We start from the raw sequence: 18,268 nt of genomic DNA, 5'->3' as shown, positions 1-18,268 counted from the left end.
GTTTTCCACAGGGGTGGCCGGGGAGCGCGGGAAGGCGCACAGTGGAGCCATGCGGGGGTGGTGGCGCGAGATCGCCGGGCTGGTGCTGCCGGTCGCCTGCGGAGGCTGCGGCAGACCGCGGACCGAGCTGTGCCCGGAGTGCGCGGCGGCGCTGACCGGGACGGGACCGCGCCGGGTGCGTCCGGCGCCCGAGCCCGCCGGCCTGCCCGCGGTCCACGCGGCCGCGCCGTACACCGGTGCCGTACGGGAGGTGCTCCTCGCCCACAAGGAGCGCGGGGCGCTCGGGCTCGCCGGGCCCCTGGGCGATGCCCTGGCCGGGGCCGTGGAGGCCGCCGCCGAGGCCGTGGCGGGCGCCGGGGGAGGGCCGCTGCTCCTCGTACCGGTGCCGTCCTCGCGGCGCTCCGTGCGGGCGCGCGGGCACGATCCGACGCGGCGGATCGCCCTGGCCGCGGCCGCCCGGCTGCGGCGGGCGGGGCGGGACGCGCGGGTGGCGCCCGTACTACGGCAGCGGCGGTACGTGGCGGACCAGGCCGGGCTCGGGGCGCGCGGGCGGCTCGCGAACCTCTCCGGGGCCCTGGAGGTCGTGCCGGGCGGTGCGCGGCTCCTGGCGGCGGCACGTGCGGGAGGGGCTGCGGAAACGGGAAACCCGGCGGGGACGGTGGTGCTCGTGGACGACCTGATGACCACCGGCGCCTCGCTGGCGGAGGCGGCCCGCGCCCTCGGAGCCGTACACCTTTCGTTCATTTCTGAAATACCGCACGGTTTAGCGGCCGCTTCCGCGCAGCACGGATTCGAACAGCGGGCGGCGGCTGTGATCGCATCTTCTCCCGCTTCGTTCGAAATAAACCGGAACTCTCCAAGATCTTGGATCGTTGCAGGTGGTGAGAGGTGAAAACGCCCGAACGGAGGTATGTCGCGGCAGCGGGTGCCGACACCCGTCCGAAGGGGCTATGTTCGGTTGTGAGGAATGGCGAAAGCCGTCCCCTCACCGAATACATGGTTGCGCCTCTGGACAGGAGTTCAGGGCGAATTAACCTCCTGGCGAAGGGGTGGGGATCTTCCCGACCGGGGAGGAGGAGGTGAAAGTCGCCGAGTCCGAGCTCCGGTAATCCATCCGGAGTCTGGTGCAAAGGGAGATGCCCGGCGGCCGAGGAGCCGATCCGGGCGATCCGGGAACGGAGTTCTGCGTGGACATCGTCGTCAAGGGCCGCAAGACCGAGGTGCCCGAGCGGTTCCGCAAGCACGTGGCCGAGAAGCTGAAGCTGGAGAAGATCCAGAAGCTCGACGGCAAGGTGATCAGCCTCGACGTCGAGGTGTCCAAGGAACACAACCCGCGGCAGGCCGACCGGTCCGACCGCGTGGAGATCACCCTTCACTCCCGCGGCCCGGTGATCCGGGCGGAGGCTGCGGCAGGCGACCCGTACGCAGCGCTCGACCTCGCCAGCGACAAGCTCGAGGCGCGACTGCGCAAGCAGCACGACAAGCGGTACACCCGCCGTGGCAACGGCCGGCTGTCGGCCGCCGAGGTCGGGGACGTCGTGCCCGGCGTCGCCCAGTTCGACGGGGACGGCCGGCTCGTCGTCGACGAGACCGACGAGGTGCCCACCAAGATGGTGGGCTCGATCGAAGTCCAGGGCGACGGCCCGCTGGTGGTCCGCGAGAAGACCCACAAGGCCGCACCGATGACGCTCGACCAGGCGCTCTACGAGATGGAGCTGGTCGGGCACGACTTCTATCTCTTCGTCGACTCCGACACCAAGCAGCCGAGCGTCGTCTACCGGCGACACGCGTACGACTACGGCGTCATCCACCTGGAGAGCGACCCGCTCGCCGAGAGCAACCCGCTCGCCGAGGGCGGCGGCGCCGGCGGTGCGCTCGGCGGCTGACCGCCGTCCCGCACCATCCACACCTCACGGTGCCCCTGGAGCGCGTGGCGCGCCCCCAGGGGCACCCCCGTGCGCCCGAGGATCGACCCGCATCCGCCGGGGCATGAAATCATGGCGTGCACGCCAACCGGTGCTTCCTGGGCACCGGTTGGAGGACCGGAAACGAATTCAGGCCACGGCCTTCAGGGGGAGGAACGATGGCGGACAGCTTCGGGCCGGTGCTCAGCGGGCAGGAGCACGGTGAGTCGGTCCCGGAGGGATCGGATTCGGACAGCGGTGCGTCCCGCGAGGAACCGATCCGGGTCCTCGTCGTGGACGACCACGCCCTCTTCCGGCGCGGTCTGGAGATCGTTCTCTTCCACGAGGAGGGCATTCAGGTCGTCGGTGAGGCCGGTGACGGGGCCGAGGCCGTCGAAAAGGCGGCCGATCTGCTGCCGGACATCGTCCTGATGGACGTGCGGATGCCCCGGCGCGGCGGCATCGAGGCGTGCACCAGCATCAAGGAGGTGGCCCCCAGCGCGAAGATCATCATGCTGACGATCAGCGACGAGGAGGCCGACCTCTACGAGGCGATCAAGGCGGGGGCCACCGGCTACCTGCTCAAGGAGATCTCCACCGACGAGGTCGCGACGGCGATCCGCGCGGTCGCGGACGGGCAGTCGCAGATCAGCCCCTCCATGGCGTCCAAGCTCCTCACCGAGTTCAAGTCGATGATCCAGCGGACCGACGAGCGCAGGCTCGTGCCCGCGCCCCGGCTGACCGACCGCGAGCTGGAGGTCCTCAAGCTCGTGGCGACCGGGATGAACAACCGGGACATCGCCAAGGAGTTGTTCATCTCCGAGAACACGGTGAAGAACCACGTCCGGAACATCCTGGAGAAGCTTCAGCTGCACTCCCGGATGGAGGCGGTGGTGTACGCGATGAGAGAGAAGATCCTGGAGATTCGCTGAGGCTCCCGCCCGGGGACGCTCCTGCCGGGGGTCCGGGGGTCCGGGGGTCCGGGGGTCCGGGGGTCCGGGGGTCGCCCCCGGGGGGATGCAGTGCGATGAGAGAGAAGATCCCGGAGATCCGGTAGCCCCGGTGCGTCCGGGGCCGCCGCGGCTTTCGGGCCTCAGCCCAGTTCCCGTACCAGCTCCGGGGCCAGGGTCGGGAGGTTCACGCGGTCCGGGAGGATCGTGACCGTGTCGCAGCCGACCCACTCGGCCGCCTCGCGCAGGGCACGGGCCACCGCCGGGACCGCCTTGGGGCCGTCCAGGGTGATCTGGCGGGCCACCAGCGTGCGGCCCTCGCGCGCCGGGTCCACCCGGCCCACCAGGCGGCCCCCCGCAAGGACCGGCATCGCGAAGTAGCCGTGGACCCGCTTCTGCTTCGGCACGTACGCCTCCAGGCGGTGCGTGAAGCCGAAGATCCGCTCCGTGCGGGCCCGCTCCCAGATCAGCGAGTCGAACGGCGAGAGCAGCGTCGTGCGGTGCCGGCCGCGCGGCTCGGTCGCCAGGGCCGCCGGGTCCGCCCAGGCCGGCTTCCCCCAGCCCGCCACCGTCACCGGCACGAGCCCCGACGCCTCGACCGCCGCGTCGAACTGCTCGCCCTTGAGCCGGTGGTAGTCGGCGATGTCCGCGCGCGTGCCCACGCCGAGCGCCTCGCCCGCCTGCCGCACCAGACGCCGCACGCACTCGGCGTCGTCCAGGTCGTCGTGGCGCAGCGCCTCCGGGATCGCCCGCTCGGCCAGGTCGTACACCCGCTTCCAGCCGCGCCGCTCGACGACCACCACCTTGCCGTGCATCAGCGCCCGCTCCACGGCGATCTTGGAGTCGGACCAGTCCCACCACTCGCCCTTGTTCTTCGCGCCGCCCAGCTCGGTCGCCGTGCGCGGGCCCTCGTCCCGCAGCTGGGCGATCACCTTGTCGTACGCCCCGGGGGACAGCTCGTGGCCCCAGTGCGGGCGGTCGCGGTAGGCGCGCCGGCGGAAGGCGAAGAGCGGCCACTCCTCGACGGGCAGCACGCAGGCCGCGTGCGACCAGTACTCGAAGGCGTGCGCCCCCGTCCAGTACGCCTCCTCCACCGTCGTGCGGCCCACGGCGCCCAGGCGCGCGTACGGGATCAGCTCGTGCGAGCGGGCCAGGACCGAGATGGTGTCGAGCTGGACCTGGCCGAGGCTCCGCAGCACCCCGCGCACGCCGGCGCGGCGGTCGGGCGCGCCCAGGAACCCCTGGGCGCGCAGCGCGATCCTGCGGGCTTCGTCGGCGGACAGTTCGGCGGCGGGGCGCGGCACAGTCGTCATGACCGCACCCTAGGCCCCGGCACTGACAGCCCGGGAACGGCGGCCCGGCACCGGCGGCCGGAGCGGGAGCGCGTCAGGTCACCGGGTGCTCGCGCGCGGGCAGGTACGGCAGGGGGCTCGGCAGGCCGAAGTCGGAGGGGAGCAGGGCGCCGGTCCAGCAGTCCCGGAGCGTGCCCTTGTTGGGCAGGCCGGCGCGCTGGACGCCCTCCACGACGAAGCCGACGCGTTCGGCCACCGCGCGCGAGCCGGTGTTGCCCACCTCGGCGCGCCACACCAGGCGGGTGCAGCCGAGGCCGGTGAAGGCCCAGTGGGCCAGGGCGCGGACGATCTCGGTCATGTGGCCGTGGCCGCGGTGGTCCGGGGCCAGCCAGTAGCCGACCTCCCAGATGCCCGGGCCGCGGTTGCTCAGGCCGGCCGCGGCGAGCAGCGGGCCCCCGGCCAGCGGCTCGGCGGCGAAGGTGTACTCGGTGTCCTCGCGCCAGCCGTCGGGCACCAGGCGGTTCAGGAAGAAGTCGGCGTCCTGCCGGGTGTAGGGGTCGGGGACGGTGGTCCAGCGCAGGATGGCAGGGTCCTGGCAGATCGCGTACACGGCGTCGGCGTCGCCCGGGACGGGGTTGCGCAGCCGCAGGCGGTCGGTGGTGAGGGTGATCGGCTCCATGCGGGGATTGTGGTGACCGGGCCGGGCCGAAGCGAACACTTTTCGGATGGGGCGGCACCTTCCGCCCACCTCGTGCGTTCTCCTTCCGGGCGGGCGTACGGCTCCGGCACTGCGGGCCTCCCTGTGGGAGGGCGGTCTCGCTTACGATGGCCGTTGCGGTGGGGACCACCTGCCGTGCCCCGCGCTCGTGTCCATGACAAGACCTAGTGCCAGGCCCGACCGGCAAGGAGACCAGCCTCAGTGTCCGTCTTCAACAAGCTCATGCGTGCAGGCGAAGGCAAGATCCTGCGCAAACTGCACCGCATCGCGGACCAGGTCAACTCCATCGAAGAGGACTTCGTCAACCTCTCCGACGCCGAGTTGCGGGCGCTCACCGACGAGTACAAGCAGCGGTACGCCGACGGTGAGAGCCTCGACGACCTGATGCCCGAGGCCTTCGCGACGGTGCGCGAGGCCGCCAAGCGCGTCCTCGGTCAGCGCCACTACGACGTCCAGCTGATGGGCGGCGCCGCCCTCCACCTCGGCTACGTCGCCGAGATGAAGACCGGTGAGGGCAAGACCCTCGTCGGCACCCTCCCGGCGTACCTCAACGCGCTCTCCGGCAAGGGCGTGCACCTGATCACGGTCAACGACTACCTGGCCGAGCGCGACTCCGAGCTGATGGGCCGGGTCCACCGCTTCCTCGGCCTGAACGTCGGCTGCATCCTCGCCAACATGACGCCGGCCCAGCGCCGCGAGCAGTACAACTGCGACATCACCTACGGCACGAACAACGAGTTCGGCTTCGACTACCTCCGCGACAACATGGCGTGGTCCAAGGACGAGCTCGTCCAGCGCGGCCACAACTTCGCCTGTGTCGACGAGGTCGACTCCATCCTCGTCGACGAGGCCCGTACGCCGCTGATCATCTCCGGCCCCGCCGACCAGGCCACCAAGTGGTACGGCGACTTCGCCAAGCTGGTCACCCGCCTGACCAAGGGCGAGCCCGGCAACCAGCTGAAGGGCATCGAGGAGACCGGCGACTACGAGGTCGACGAGAAGAAGCGCACCGTCGCCATCCACGAGGCGGGCGTCGCCAAGGTCGAGGACTGGCTGGGCATCGACAACCTCTACGAGTCGGTGAACACCCCGCTCGTCGGCTACCTGAACAACGCCATCAAGGCGAAGGAACTGTTCAAGAAGGACAAGGACTACGTCGTCATCGACGGCGAGGTCATGATCGTCGACGAGCACACCGGCCGCATCCTCGCCGGCCGCCGCTACAACGAGGGCATGCACCAGGCGATCGAGGCGAAGGAGGGGGTGCCGATCAAGGACGAGAACCAGACCCTCGCCACGATCACCCTCCAGAACTTCTTCCGCCTGTACGACAAGCTGTCCGGCATGACCGGTACGGCCATGACCGAGGCCGCCGAGTTCCACCAGATCTACAAGCTCGGCGTCGTCCCGATCCCGACGAACAAGCCGATGATCCGCAAGGACCAGTCGGACCTGATCTACCGGACCGAGGTCGCCAAGTTCGCCGCCGTCGTCGACGACATCGCGGAGAAGCACGAGAAGGGCCAGCCGATCCTGGTCGGCACCACCTCCGTCGAGAAGTCCGAGTACCTCTCGCAGCAGCTCTCCAAGCGCGGCGTCCCGCACGAGGTCCTCAACGCCAAGCACCACGAGCGCGAGGCCAGCATCGTCGCCCAGGCCGGTCGCCGCGGGGCCGTCACCGTCGCCACGAACATGGCCGGCCGCGGTACGGACATCAAGCTCGGCGGCAACCCGGACGACCTCGCCGAGGCCGAGCTGCGCCAGGCGGGCCTGGACCCGGTCGAGCACGTCGAGGAGTGGGCCGCGGCCCTGCCCGGCGCCCTGGAGCGCGCCGAGAAGGCCGTGAAGGCCGAGTTCGAGGAGGTCAAGGAGCTCGGCGGCCTGTACGTCCTGGGCACCGAGCGCCACGAGTCCCGCCGCATCGACAACCAGCTCCGCGGCCGTTCCGGCCGTCAGGGCGACCCCGGCGAGTCCCGCTTCTACCTCTCCCTCGGCGACGACCTGATGCGCCTGTTCAAGGCGCAGATGGTCGAGCGCGTGATGGCCATGGCCAACGTGCCGGACGACGTGCCGATCGAGAACAAGATGGTCACCCGCGCGATCGCCTCCGCGCAGTCGCAGGTCGAGACGCAGAACTTCGAGACCCGCAAGAACGTCCTGAAGTACGACGAGGTCCTCAACCGGCAGCGCGAGGTCATCTACGGCGAGCGCCGCCGCGTCCTGGAGGGCGAGGACCTGCGCGAGCAGATCCAGCACTTCATGGACGACACGATCGACGACTACATCCGCCAGGAGACCGCCGAGGGCTTCGCGGAGGAGTGGGACCTCGACCGCCTGTGGAACGCGTTCAAGCAGCTCTACCCGGTGAAGGTCACCGTGGAGGACCTGGAGGACGCGGCCGGGGACCGGGCGGGCATCACCGCCGAGTTCATCGCCGAGTCCATCAAGGACGACATCCACGAGCAGTACGAGGCGCGCGAGAAGCAGCTCGGCTCCGAGATCATGCGCGAGCTGGAGCGGCGCGTGGTGCTGTCCGTCCTGGACCGCAAGTGGCGCGAGCACCTCTACGAGATGGACTACCTCCAGGAGGGCATCGGCCTGCGCGCCATGGCGCAGAAGGACCCGCTGGTCGAGTACCAGCGCGAGGGCTTCGACATGTTCACCGCCATGATGGAGGGCATCAAGGAGGAGTCCGTCGGCTACCTGTTCAACCTGGAGGTCCAGGTCGAGCAGCAGGTCGAGGAGGTCCCGGTGCAGGCGGCCCCCTCGCTCGACAAGGGCGACGCGGTGCCGGCCGGTGCCGGGCGTCCGGAGATCCGCGCCAAGGGGCTCGACGCCCCGCAGCGGCCGGACCGGCTGCACTTCTCCGCGCCGACCGTGGACGGCGACGGCGGCGTCGTCGAGGGCGACTTCTCCTCCGGCGAGCCGGACTCCGGCGACGGACTGACCCGCGCGGAGCGCCGCAAGGCGCAGAAGAACGCGGGCGGCGGGCGCCGTCGCAAGAAGTGACGCGCTGAGCCTTCGGCGTACGAGGGGCCGTCCACCCGGTGGGGTGGGCGGCCCCTCCGCCGTCATGTGCGGTGGGCGGCGGCCGTGCCCAGGCCGTCGAGCTCCACGGCCGCGCAGCGCCAGCGCTGGTCGTCGCCGCGCTCCAGGCGGAACGCCATCGCCCGCACGCGGGCGCCGGTGGCGATGGTCGCGAAGGCCTCGACGGCGCCCTGGGCGGGGTGCGCCTGGACCGAGCAGCGGCGCAGGACCGGGCGGGGGCCGGGCGAGCGCAGGGGCGTCCCCGGGGCGAGCCGGACGAGCTGCTCGTACGCCTCTCCGAGGGTGTGGCCGAGCATCCAGTGCACCGGCCGCTCCCCGCTCAGGACGGCGAGCAGGCGCTCCGCGAAGACGGTGTGCGGCGGGAGCGCGCGGGGCGCGCCGCGCCCGGGCGTACGCGGGCGACTGCCCGCGCCCCCGCGCGGCCGGGTACCGGCGGGCCCGCCGGGGGCGGTACGGGGGCGCGGGGCGCGGGGGCGCCGGGAGTCGCCCGCGAGGGGAAGGGGTACGACGGCCGGTGCCGGAGCGGGGCCGACGGCCGTGCCCGTGGCCGGGAAGGCGCCGGCCGCGGCGCGGTCGGTGGTGGGCGAGGTGGCCGGGAGCGCGGCGGGCATGGCCGCCCGGGGCGCGGGGACGGTGGCCGGAGCCGTGTCCGGGAAGGCGGGTGCGGGGGGCTGTGTCGCGGTCGTGCTGGGGATGTCGGCCGGGGGTGTGGCGGGCGCGGGGGTCTGTGTCGCGGTCCCGCTGAGGGTGTCGGCCGGGCGCGTGGCCCGGACAGTGGCCGACGGCGTCGTGGCGGTCGTCGTGAGCGTGGCGGTCATGGAGGTCCCCTGTCGTTGCGTAACCGGCTGGTACCAGTCAGTAACTACCGTTGGGGATCTTGTACGGCGGAGGCCCGGGGGGTCGCAAGGGGACGGACGTTCCCGGGTGGGTCGGAGGAGGATCACCTATCCGGGTGACGCGGTCGGAAATCGGGTCTCCGGGGTGCGGCGTACGGGCTCCCGGGGTGGACGGACGGCAACTTCGGGCCGCCGCCCCGAAGGGGGACTCCGCACGTATCCTGGGATCTCTCCCTCTACGAAAGCGGCCAGTCGATGCGCGTCTACGTCCCCCTGACCCTCCCCGGTCTCGCACAGGCGCACAAGGCGGGCGAGCTGGGTCCCGGCCCGCTGACCGCCTATGCCGTGACCCCCGCGCTGCGCGAGTGGTACGCCTCCGACGACATCGAGGAGCTGGAGTACGCGGCGCTCGGCCGGGCCGCCGCCGCCTCCCTGCGGCTGCTCGCCGCCGACCCCGGGGCGCCCCGGCGCCGGATCGTCGTCGCCGTCGACGTGGCCGACAAGGACGCGGTCGCGGACCCCGACGCGATCGGTGCGGTCCGGATCGCCGGAGCCGTACCCCTGTCCAAGGCCGCGGCCGTGCACGCCGATGCGGACGAGGCCGAGGCGGACGTCAGGGCGGCGGCGGACGCGCTGGAGGCGGCCGAGCGGGGCGACGACGACGCGCGGTCCGCCGTGGACGGCGCCGAGGACCACGAACTGCTGTGGTTCGGGGTGCAGGAGGTTCCCGCGCTGCTGGGCTGAGGCCCCGGAGCGCCTTCCGGAGGCCTCCGGGCTCTTCGCCGTCCGAGGCTGCGGGTACCGTCCTTCCATGGGGAAGCACGGAAAGCACCTGGTCTGGGACTGGAACGGCACGCTGCTCGACGACATCGACGCGGTCATCGGGGCGACGAACGCCGCCTTCGCCGAGCTGGGGCTCGAACCGCTCACGCTGGAGCGGTACCGCGAGCTGTACATGGTGCCGGTGCCCAAGTTCTACGAGCGGCTCATGGGCCGGCTGCCCACCGACGCCGAGTGGACCCGCATGGACGGCGTCTTCCACCGGCACTACTGGGAGCGGGCCGAGAGCTGCGGCCTGACCCTCGGCGCCGCCGAGCTGCTCGCGGCCCGGCAGGCCTCCGGCTTCACGCAGTCGCTGCTCTCGCTCGCCCCGCACTCCGACCTCGTCCCCCTCGTGCGGCGGCACGGGATCGCGGAGCGGTTCCTGCGCATGGACGGGCGGCCCGACGCCTCCACGGACGGCAAGTCCGGGCACATGGTGCGCCACCTCGCCGCCCTGGAGGGGATCAGGGTCGAGCAGGTGGTCGTCATCGGCGACGCGGCGGACGACGCGCTCGCCGCCGCGCACGTCGGCGCGAAGGCCGTGCTCTACACCGGCGGCTCGCACAGCCGCGCCTCCCTGGAGCGGGTGGGGGTGCCGGTGGTCGACTCCCTCGCGGAGGCGGTCGCCGTGGCGGAGGAGCTGGTCTGACCGCCCCTCCGCCCCGTACGACCATCCGTACGACCGGAGCCCTCAGCCCCTCGACCTGAGGACCTTCAGGAACTCCCGCATCCAGACCGGGTGGTCCGGCCACGCCCGGGAGGAGACCAGCAGGCCGTCCACCACGGCCGCCGTGTCCTGGAAGGACGCCCCCGCCGCCTGCATGTCGAGCTCCAGGGCCGGATAGGCCGTGACCCGGCGCCCCTCCAGACCGCCGGTCGCCGCCGTCAGGAGCGGGCCGTGGCAGATCTGCGCGACCGGCTTGTCCGCGTCGAAGAAGGCCTTGAGGATCTTGCGCAGCTCCGGGTCGTTGCGCAGGTACTCCGGCGCCCGGCCGCCCGGGATCACCACCGCCGCGTACGCCCCCGGATCCACCTCGGAGAAGGCCAGGTCGGCGGGCCAGGTGTAGCCGGGCTTCTCGGTGTACGTGTCGAAGCCGGGCTCGAAGTCGTGGACCACGAACCGCAGCGTCTTGCGGGCCGGGGCCGCGATGTCCACCTCGTACCCCTCCTCCAGGAGACGCTGGTAGGGGTACAGCACCTCCAGCGACTCCGCCGCGTCCCCGGTCACGATCAGGATCCTCGCCATGGCTCTCCCAGCTCGCAGAAGGTCGGATGCCGTGCCCTGAGGACATGTGTCGCTGTCCATAACGTCAAACTTCCACCCCCTCTTTTGTACACATACGGCTCATGACGGGGCGGGGGTCGGGAGCGATAGGCTTTCGTCGTGATCAGCGCGATACGCCGAGGGGGCAGTGAAGCCCCCGGCTGCCGCCCGACCCGCTCCGGCGGCCGGGCCGACCGTGCGTGCGCCGATCCCCTCCGCCCGGACGCGCCACGGCCAGTGGCCGACGACGATCCGGGCTTCTCTCATCCGGGCATGACGCCGTCTTCCACGGGAACACGGCGTGGAGGCGTGGTGCCCTTCCTTCCACCGATGTCGCGCAACGGCGCGCGGCCAGGAGTCAGAGGACATGCAGACCAAGCTGGACGAAGCCAAGGCCGAGCTGCTCGAAAGGGCCGCCCGGGTAGCTGAGCACAGCCCGGTCGGGGGGCGACTCCCGACGGGGCCGGACGGTTCGGGCGAGCGCCCGGACGGCGACACCGTGCTCGAGTACCTCCAGCGCTACTACCTGCACACCGCGCCCGAGGACCTGTCCGACCGGGACCCGGTCGACGTATTCGGCGCCGCCCTCTCCCACTACCGCCTGGCGGAGAACCGTCCGCAGGGCACGGCGAACGTGCGCGTCCACACCCCGACGGTCGAGGAGAACGGCTGGACCAGCAGCCACTCCGTCGTCGAGGTCGTCACCGACGACATGCCCTTCCTCGTCGACTCCGTCACCAACGAGCTGTCCCGCCAGGGCCGCGGCATCCACGTCGTGATCCACCCGCAGGTCCTCGTCCGCCGCGACGTCACCGGCAAGCTCATCGAGGTCCTGTCGGCCCAGATCGAGGGCGAACTGCCGCACGACGCGCTCACCGAGTCCTGGATCCACGTCGAGATCGACCGCGAGACCGACCGCGCCGACCTCAAGCAGATCACCGCCGACCTGCTGCGCGTCCTGTCCGACGTCCGCGAGACCGTCGAGGACTGGGAGAAGATGCGCGACGCCGCACTGCGCATCGCGGACGGCCTCGCCGACGAGCCCACCGCCTCCGACCTGCGCCCCACCGAGGTGGAGGAGGCCCGCGAGCTGCTGCGCTGGCTCGCCGACGACCACTTCACCTTCCTCGGCTACCGCGAGTACGAGCTGGTCGACGGCGACGCCCTGGCCGCCGTGCCCGGCACCGGCCTCGGCATCCTGCGCTCCGACCCGCACCACTCCGGCGACGACGAGGGCCACCACGCCCACCCCGTGTCGCCCTCCTTCAGCCGGCTGCCCGCCGACGCCCGCGCCAAGGCCCGCGAGCACAAGCTGCTGATCCTGACGAAGGCCAACAGCCGGGCGACCGTGCACCGGCCCTCGTACCTCGACTACATCGGCGTGAAGAAGTTCGACGCCGCCGGCAACGTCGTCGGCGAGCGGCGCTTCCTCGGCCTCTTCTCCTCGGCCGCCTACACCGAGTCCGTCCGCCGCGTCCCCGTCGTCAAGCGCAAGGTCCAGGAGGTCCTGGCCGGCGCCGGCTTCTCCCCGAACAGCCACGACGGCCGCGACCTGCTCCAGATCCTGGAGACCTACCCGCGCGACGAGCTGTTCCAGACCCCGGTCGACCAGCTCCAGTCCGTCGTCACCAGCGTCCTCTACCTCCAGGAGCGGCGCCGGCTGCGGCTCTACCTGCGCCAGGACGAGTACGGCCGCTACTACTCGGCCCTCGTCTACCTGCCGCGCGACCGCTACACCACCCGCGTCCGGCTGCGGATCATCGACATCCTGAAGGAGGAGCTGGGCGGCACCAGCGTCGACTTCACCGCCTGGAACACCGAGTCGATCCTCTCCCGGCTGCACTTCGTCGTCCGCGTCGAGCCCGGCACCGAGCTGGCCAAGCTCACCGACGCCGACGTCGAGCGCATCGAGGGCCGGCTCGTCGAGGCCGCCCGCTCCTGGGCCGACGGCTTCGGCGAGGCGCTCAACGCCGAGCTGGGCGAGGAGCGCGCCGCCGAGCTGCTGCGCCGTTACGGCCACGCCTTCCCCGAGGGCTACAAGGCCGACCACTCGCCGCGCGCCGCCGTCTCCGACCTGGTCCACCTGGAAGCCCTCGCCGACAGCGACAAGGACTTCTCGCTCTCCCTCTACGAGCCCGTCCTCGCGGGCCCCGGCGAGCGCCGCTTCAAGATCTACAAGACGGGCGACCAGATCTCCCTCTCCGCCGTCCTGCCGGTCCTCAACCGGCTCGGCGTCGAGGTCACCGACGAGCGCCCCTACGAGCTGCGCTGCGCCGACCGCACCCACGCCTGGATCTACGACTTCGGCCTGCGGCTCCCGGCCACCAACGGCAACGGCGTCACCCTGGGCGACGACGCCCGCGAGCGCTTCCAGGAGGCCTTCGCCGCCACCTGGACCGGCGAGGCCGAGAACGACGGCTTCAACTCCCTCGTCCTCTCCGCCGGCCTGAACTGGCGCGAGGCGATGGTGCTGCGCGCCTACGCCAAGTACCTGCGGCAGGCCGGCGCGACCTTCAGCCAGGACTACATGGAGGACACCCTCCGCAACAACGTCCACACCACCCGGCTGCTCGTCAACCTCTTCGAGGCGCGGATGGCGCCGGAGCGCCAGCGCGCCGGCACCGAGCTGATCGACGCGCTCCTCGAAGAGCTGGACGCCGCCCTCGACCAGGTCGCCAGCCTGGACGAGGACCGCATCCTGCGCTCCTTCCTCACCGTCATCAAGGCCACCCTGCGCACGAACTTCTTCCAGAAGGACAGTGAGGGCCGGCCGCACTCCTACGTGTCGATGAAGTTCGACCCGCAGGCCATCCCCGACCTGCCGGCCCCGCGCCCCGCCTTCGAGATCTGGGTGTACTCGCCGCGCGTCGAGGGCGTCCACCTGCGCTTCGGCAAGGTCGCCCGCGGCGGTCTGCGCTGGTCCGACCGGCGCGAGGACTTCCGCACCGAGATCCTCGGCCTGGTCAAGGCGCAGATGGTGAAGAACACCGTCATCGTGCCCGTCGGCGCCAAGGGCGGCTTCGTCGCCAAGCAGCTCCCGGACCCGAGCGTGGACCGGGACGCCTGGATGGCCGAGGGCATCGCCTCGTACAAGACGTTCATCTCGGCCCTGCTCGACATCACCGACAACCTGGTCGCGGGCGAGGTCGTGCCACCGGTCGACGTGGTCCGCCACGACGAGGACGACACCTACCTGGTCGTCGCCGCCGACAAGGGCACCGCGACCTTCTCCGACATCGCCAACGGGGTCGCGGAGGCGTACGGCTTCTGGCTCGGCGACGCGTTCGCCTCCGGCGGCTCGGCCGGCTACGACCACAAGGGCATGGGCATCACCGCCCGCGGCGCCTGGGAGTCCGTCAAGCGCCACTTCCGCGAGCTGGGCCACGACACCCAGACCGAGGACTTCCGCGTCGTCGGCGTCGGCGACATGTCCGGCGACGTCTTCGGCAACGGCATGCTGCTCTCCGAGCACATCCGCCTGGTCGCCGCCTTCGACCACCGGCACATCTTCCTCGACCCGAACCCCGACGCGGCCGTCTCGTACGCCGAGCGCCGCCGCCTCTTCGAGCTGCCCCGCTCGTCCTGGGCCGACTACGACACCTCGCTGCTCTCCGCGGGCGGCGGCGTCCACCCCCGCAGCGCCAAGTCGATCCCGATCAACGCGCAGGTCAGGGCCGCCCTCGGCATCGAGGACGGGATCACCAAGCTGACCCCGGCCGAGCTGATGAAGGCGATCCTCCAGTCGCCCGTCGACCTGCTGTGGAACGGCGGCATCGGCACGTACGTCAAGTCCTCGGCCGAGTCGAACGCCGACGTCGGAGACAAGGCCAACGACGCCATCCGCGTCGACGGCCAGGACGTGCGCGCCAAGGTGATCGGCGAGGGCGGCAACCTCGGCGCGACCCAGCTCGGCCGCATCGAGTTCGCCCGCTCCGGCGGCCCCGAGGGCCAGGGCGGCAAGGTCAACACCGACGCCATCGACAACAGCGCCGGCGTCGACACCTCCGACCACGAGGTCAACATCAAGATCCTGCTCAACGGGCTCGTCGCCGAGGGCGACATGACCGTCAAGCAGCGCAACAAGATCCTCGCGGAGATGACCGACGAGGTCGGCACGCTCGTCCTGCGCAACAACTACGCGCAGAACACGGCCCTGGCCAACGCCGTCGCCCAGTCGCCGTCCCTGCTCCACGCCCACCAGCGGTTCATGCGCCGCCTGGGCCGCGACGGGGCCCTCGACCGCTCCCTGGAGTTCCTGCCCAACGACCGGCAGATCCGCGAACTCCTCAACAACGACAAGGGCCTGAGCCAGCCCGAGCTCGCCGTCCTCCTCGCGTACACCAAGATCACGCTGGCCGACGAGCTGATCGGCACGGAGCTGCCGGACGACCCGTACCTGACCGGGCTGCTCCACGCGTACTTCCCGACGCTGCTGCGCGAGCAGTTCACCGAGGCCGTCGGCCACCACCCGCTGCGCCGCGAGATCGTCACCACCGTCCTGGTCAACGACACCGTCAACGCCGGCGGTTCGACCTTCCTGCACCGCCTCCGCGAGGAGACCGGCGCGTCGGTCGAGGAGATCGTCCGGGCGCAGACCGCCGCCCGCGTCGTCTTCCGCCTCGGCCAGGTCTGGGACGCCGTCGAAGCCCTCGACAACCGGGTCCCGGCCGAGATCCAGACCCGGATGCGGCTGCACTCGCGCCGGCTCGTCGAGCGCGGCACCCGCTGGCTGCTCAACAACCGGCCGCAGCCGCTCCAGCTCACCGAGACCATCGAGTTCTTCGCCGAGCGCGTCGAGGAGGTCTGGTCGCGGCTGCCCGAGCTGCTGCGCGGCGCGGACCTCGACTGGTACCGGTCGATCCTGGACGAGCTGACCGGGTTCGGGGTGCCGGAGGAGCTCGCGCGGCGGGTCGCCGGCTTCTCCTCCGCCTTCCCGGCGCTCGACATCGTCGCGATCGCGGACCGGACCGGGAAGGACCCGCTGGAGGTCGCCGAGGTCTACTACGACCTGGCCGACCGGCTGCGGATCACCGACCTGATGGACCGGATCATCGAGCTGCCGCGCGACGACCGCTGGCAGTCGATGGCCCGCGCCTCGATCCGCGAGGACCTGTTCGCCGCGCACGCGGCGCTCACGCAGGACGTCCTGACGGCCGGCGGCGAGAACGCCGGCCCGGAGGAGCGGTTCAAGGCCTGGGAGGAGAAGAACGCGGCGATCCTGGGCCGCGCCCGGACGACCCTGGAGGAGATCCAGGGCTCGGACACCTTCGACCTGGCGAACCTGTCGGTGGCGATGCGGACGATGCGCACGCTGCTGCGCTCGCACAGCTAGGAGTACGCGCGCGAGGGGCCCCGCCGGTTCTCCGGCGGGGCCCCTCGCCGTCCTCTATTCCTCCCGCGCGGCGGCGACCGTCGAGGTCCACAGGCGCCGGGCGGCGAGCAGGGCCGCCGCGAGCAGCAGGCCGTTGCGGAGCACCATGACGGCCAGGCCCGTGGGGGTGCCGTCGATGACGTCGAAGTAGAGCACGGGGTACGCGAGCGCGCTCAGCGCCGCCGCCGGGAGCAGCAGCAGCGCCACCGGGCGCATCACGGTGTCCCGGGAGGTCAGGCAGACGGCGGCGAGCCCGAGCAGCCAGATCATGTACTGGGGGCTGATCACCCGGCTGGTGACGGTGAAGAGCAGGACGGCGGCGAGGGCCGTGTCGTACGGGGTGGCGGGGGTCCAGCGGTGCGCCCGGACGCGCCAGACGACCAGCCAGCCCAGGGTGGCGACGGTGAGCAGCAGGGAGAGGTGGCCGAGGGTGGAGACGTACGGGCCGACGTACTCCAGCGCGCCGTAGCGGAACTCGACGCTCCCCGGCCAGGCGCCGGCGGACCGGGCGAGTGCGAGGGCCGTGCCGCCCAGGGACTCGATCTGGATGCCCCGGTCGCCCTGTTGCCGCAGGAAGCCGAGCGACTCCGAGAAGAAGAGCGCGAGGGTGGCCAGGAGCACGACGGCGGTGACGGCGGCGGCGGTCCACGCCTCCCGGGTGGTACGGCCCCGGGGCGTGCCCAGGAGGGCGAGCGCCGGCCACACCTTGACCATGGCCCCGATCCCGGCGAGCGCCCCGCCGAGCTGGTGGGCGGCGGTCCGGCGTGCGGTGAGGGCGAGCAGGGCGAGGACGGCGAGGGCGGTGGTCTGGACGTCGTACCGGGCGAGGGGCAGGTGGAGGAGGAGCGGGAGGCCGCAGACCCAGACCCAGGCGCCGTGGGTGAGGCGCGCGCCGTCGGCGCGGGCGAGCGCGAGGGTGACGACCGCGTCGGCGAGGAGGGTGAGGGCGACGAAGGCCTGGAAGTAGGTGAGCCAGGGGAGGACGCCCGGGGACATGATCACGAGCCCGGCGCCCGGCGGGTACTGCCAGGTGGCGTCGCCGGGCGGGAAGGTGCCCGCGGTGAATTTCCCGTACCAGTGCTCGTAGAGGGTCACCTCGCGGGCCACGCCACCGATGCCGAGGTCGTCGCGGAGCAGCAGCAGGAGCATGCCGGCCCGGGTGAGGAGCCAGACGGCGGCGAGCGCGATCCGGGGGCCGCTGCCGACCGTGACGAAGGTGGCGGAGGTGAAGGTGTCCGAGGTGAAGGGGGAGCGGGTGAGGGCGGGGGGTTCGGTGCTCGTACTGGTGGGGCCGGAGGCGTGTCCGGACGCGGGGGAGCCGGGGGGCTCGGTGCCGGCCGGGTGGGGGGTCTGCGCCGGGTGGGGGGTCTGCGGCTGATCGTTCGTCACCCCACCGCACTTTAGACCGTAATGTCGTTTTTGCCGGTGGTCTTCGCCCCTGACGCGGTGAACTCCTCGTACGCCGCCACCACCTCCCGCGCCGGGCCGTCCATCCGGAGCCGCCGTGCTCCGCGAGGACGTGACCGAGGCCATCCGCACCGCCGTCTTCGAGGAGCTCGCGGCCGTCGGCTTCGCCCGGATGTCCATCGAGGGGATCGCGCGCCGCGCGGGCGTCGGCAAGACCGCCGTCTACCGGCGCTGGAAGTCCAAGCTCTCCCTCGTCCTCGACCTCGTCGGCGCCTTCGCCGCCCAGGGCCTGCCGGCGCCCGCCACCGGCTCCCTGTACGGGGACGTGCGCGCCCTCCTGGAGGTGGCCGCGCAGGCCCTGAGCCACCCGGTCGCCTCCCGGGTCGTCCCCGACCTCCTGGTCGAGGCCGCCCGGCACCCCGAGATCGCCGACGCCGTCAAGGCCGCGCTGCTCGACGGGCAGCAGGGCGTCGTCGCCCGGATCGTCCGCGAGGCCGTCGCGCGCGGCGAACTCCCCGAGGGCGCCGACCCGGACCGGGCCCTCGACCTGGTCGCCGGACCGCTGTACTGGCGCCTCGTCGTCGTCCGCACCCCGCTCCCCCCGGGGTACGTGGACGACCTCGCGCGCTCGGCGGTGGCGGCGCTCAAGGGCTGAC

13 protein-coding genes are annotated in these 18,268 nt (G+C 72.0%); 8 read left to right on the top strand and 5 right to left on the bottom strand.

What is annotated here, in order from left to right:
- The first annotated feature begins 49 nt into the window (after positions 1-49).
- The 3 genes from CP977_RS13380 (at position 50) to CP977_RS13370 (ending at position 2,836) form a co-directional block, all read left to right on the top strand.
- Complete coding sequence (locus tag CP977_RS13380; RefSeq protein WP_152370159.1) at positions 50-892, top strand: ComF family protein; 843 nt, start codon at positions 50-52, stop codon at positions 890-892.
- 295 nt (positions 893-1,187) lie between these two features.
- Positions 1,188-1,886 (top strand): ribosome hibernation-promoting factor, HPF/YfiA family, encoded by a 699-nt coding sequence (hpf, locus tag CP977_RS13375; RefSeq protein ID WP_062755117.1) that lies wholly within the window; start codon positions 1,188-1,190, stop codon positions 1,884-1,886.
- A 197-nt stretch (positions 1,887-2,083) separates the two neighbouring features.
- Positions 2,084-2,836, top strand: a complete 753-nt coding sequence (locus CP977_RS13370) for a response regulator (protein ID WP_062755119.1) — start codon at positions 2,084-2,086, stop codon at positions 2,834-2,836.
- A gap of 161 nt (positions 2,837-2,997) precedes the next feature.
- Here CP977_RS13370 and CP977_RS13365 read toward each other — a convergent pair whose 3' ends face one another.
- On the bottom strand, positions 2,998-4,167 hold the full coding sequence (locus CP977_RS13365) for a winged helix-turn-helix domain-containing protein (protein ID WP_152370158.1): 1,170 nt from the start codon (positions 4,165-4,167) through the stop codon (positions 2,998-3,000).
- A 73-nt stretch (positions 4,168-4,240) separates the two neighbouring features.
- Positions 4,241-4,825: a GNAT family N-acetyltransferase gene (locus tag CP977_RS13360; protein WP_062757059.1), complete on the bottom strand. Its 585-nt coding sequence runs from the start codon at positions 4,823-4,825 to the stop codon at positions 4,241-4,243.
- 240 nt (positions 4,826-5,065) lie between these two features.
- On the opposite strand from CP977_RS13360, the gene secA reads away from it, so the two are divergent.
- A complete protein-coding gene (secA, locus tag CP977_RS13355; protein WP_062755124.1) occupies positions 5,066-7,873 on the top strand; it encodes a preprotein translocase subunit SecA in 2,808 nt (935 codons plus the stop codon).
- A gap of 62 nt (positions 7,874-7,935) precedes the next feature.
- Here secA and CP977_RS34825 read toward each other — a convergent pair whose 3' ends face one another.
- Positions 7,936-8,730: an Rv3235 family protein gene (locus tag CP977_RS34825; RefSeq protein WP_229991623.1), complete on the bottom strand. Its 795-nt coding sequence runs from the start codon at positions 8,728-8,730 to the stop codon at positions 7,936-7,938.
- 273 nt (positions 8,731-9,003) lie between these two features.
- Here CP977_RS34825 and CP977_RS13345 point away from each other — a divergent pair, with 273 nt between their 5' ends.
- Both CP977_RS13345 and CP977_RS13340 read left to right on the top strand, forming a co-directional pair.
- A complete protein-coding gene (locus CP977_RS13345) occupies positions 9,004-9,492 on the top strand; it encodes a DUF6912 family protein (protein WP_152370157.1) in 489 nt (162 codons plus the stop codon).
- A 67-nt stretch (positions 9,493-9,559) separates the two neighbouring features.
- Positions 9,560-10,219 carry an HAD family hydrolase gene (locus CP977_RS13340; protein ID WP_152370156.1) on the top strand — a complete coding sequence of 220 codons (660 nt, stop codon included), beginning with the start codon at positions 9,560-9,562 and terminating at the stop codon, positions 10,217-10,219.
- A gap of 42 nt (positions 10,220-10,261) precedes the next feature.
- Here the strand turns inward: CP977_RS13340 and CP977_RS13335 are convergent, their stop codons facing one another.
- Positions 10,262-10,816: a DJ-1/PfpI family protein gene (locus CP977_RS13335; protein ID WP_062755130.1), complete on the bottom strand. Its 555-nt coding sequence runs from the start codon at positions 10,814-10,816 to the stop codon at positions 10,262-10,264.
- A 385-nt stretch (positions 10,817-11,201) separates the two neighbouring features.
- Here CP977_RS13335 and CP977_RS13330 point away from each other — a divergent pair, with 385 nt between their 5' ends.
- On the top strand, positions 11,202-16,166 hold the full coding sequence (locus tag CP977_RS13330; protein WP_062755132.1) for an NAD-glutamate dehydrogenase: 4,965 nt from the start codon (positions 11,202-11,204) through the stop codon (positions 16,164-16,166).
- Between the two features lie 54 nt (positions 16,167-16,220).
- On the opposite strand, the gene CP977_RS13325 is transcribed toward CP977_RS13330, so the two are convergent.
- Entirely contained in the window at positions 16,221-17,594 is a 1,374-nt protein-coding gene (locus CP977_RS13325; protein ID WP_372460628.1) for a glycosyltransferase family 87 protein, read from the bottom strand.
- Between the two features lie 115 nt (positions 17,595-17,709).
- Between CP977_RS13325 and CP977_RS13315 the strand changes: the two genes are divergently transcribed.
- Complete coding sequence (locus tag CP977_RS13315) at positions 17,710-18,267, top strand: TetR/AcrR family transcriptional regulator (RefSeq protein ID WP_152370154.1); 558 nt, start codon at positions 17,710-17,712, stop codon at positions 18,265-18,267.
- Position 18,268 lies beyond the last annotated feature (1 nt).

Origin of the sequence: Streptomyces cinereoruber, from assembly GCF_009299385.1 — a bacterium.
Lineage (GTDB): Bacteria > Actinomycetota > Actinomycetes > Streptomycetales > Streptomycetaceae > Streptomyces > Streptomyces bikiniensis.
This window is presented reverse-complemented; position numbering and strand designations above follow the sequence as displayed.

Bases quoted from the DNA above. Each gene is read 5' to 3' on its own strand.
- CP977_RS13380 (WP_152370159.1), top strand. From the start codon at position 50: ATGCGGGGGTGGTGGCGCGAGATCGCCGGGCTGGTGCTGCCGGTCGCC.
- CP977_RS13370 (WP_062755119.1), top strand. From the start codon at position 2,084: ATGGCGGACAGCTTCGGGCCGGTGCTCAGCGGGCAGGAGCACGGTGAG.
- CP977_RS13365 (WP_152370158.1), bottom strand. From the start codon at position 4,167: ATGACGACTGTGCCGCGCCCCGCCGCCGAACTGTCCGCCGACGAAGCC.
- CP977_RS13360 (WP_062757059.1), bottom strand. From the start codon at position 4,825: ATGGAGCCGATCACCCTCACCACCGACCGCCTGCGGCTGCGCAACCCC.
- CP977_RS34825 (WP_229991623.1), bottom strand. From the start codon at position 8,730: ATGACCGCCACGCTCACGACGACCGCCACGACGCCGTCGGCCACTGTC.
- CP977_RS13345 (WP_152370157.1), top strand. From the start codon at position 9,004: ATGCGCGTCTACGTCCCCCTGACCCTCCCCGGTCTCGCACAGGCGCAC.
- CP977_RS13340 (WP_152370156.1), top strand. From the start codon at position 9,560: ATGGGGAAGCACGGAAAGCACCTGGTCTGGGACTGGAACGGCACGCTG.
- CP977_RS13335 (WP_062755130.1), bottom strand. From the start codon at position 10,816: ATGGCGAGGATCCTGATCGTGACCGGGGACGCGGCGGAGTCGCTGGAG.
- CP977_RS13330 (WP_062755132.1), top strand. From the start codon at position 11,202: ATGCAGACCAAGCTGGACGAAGCCAAGGCCGAGCTGCTCGAAAGGGCC.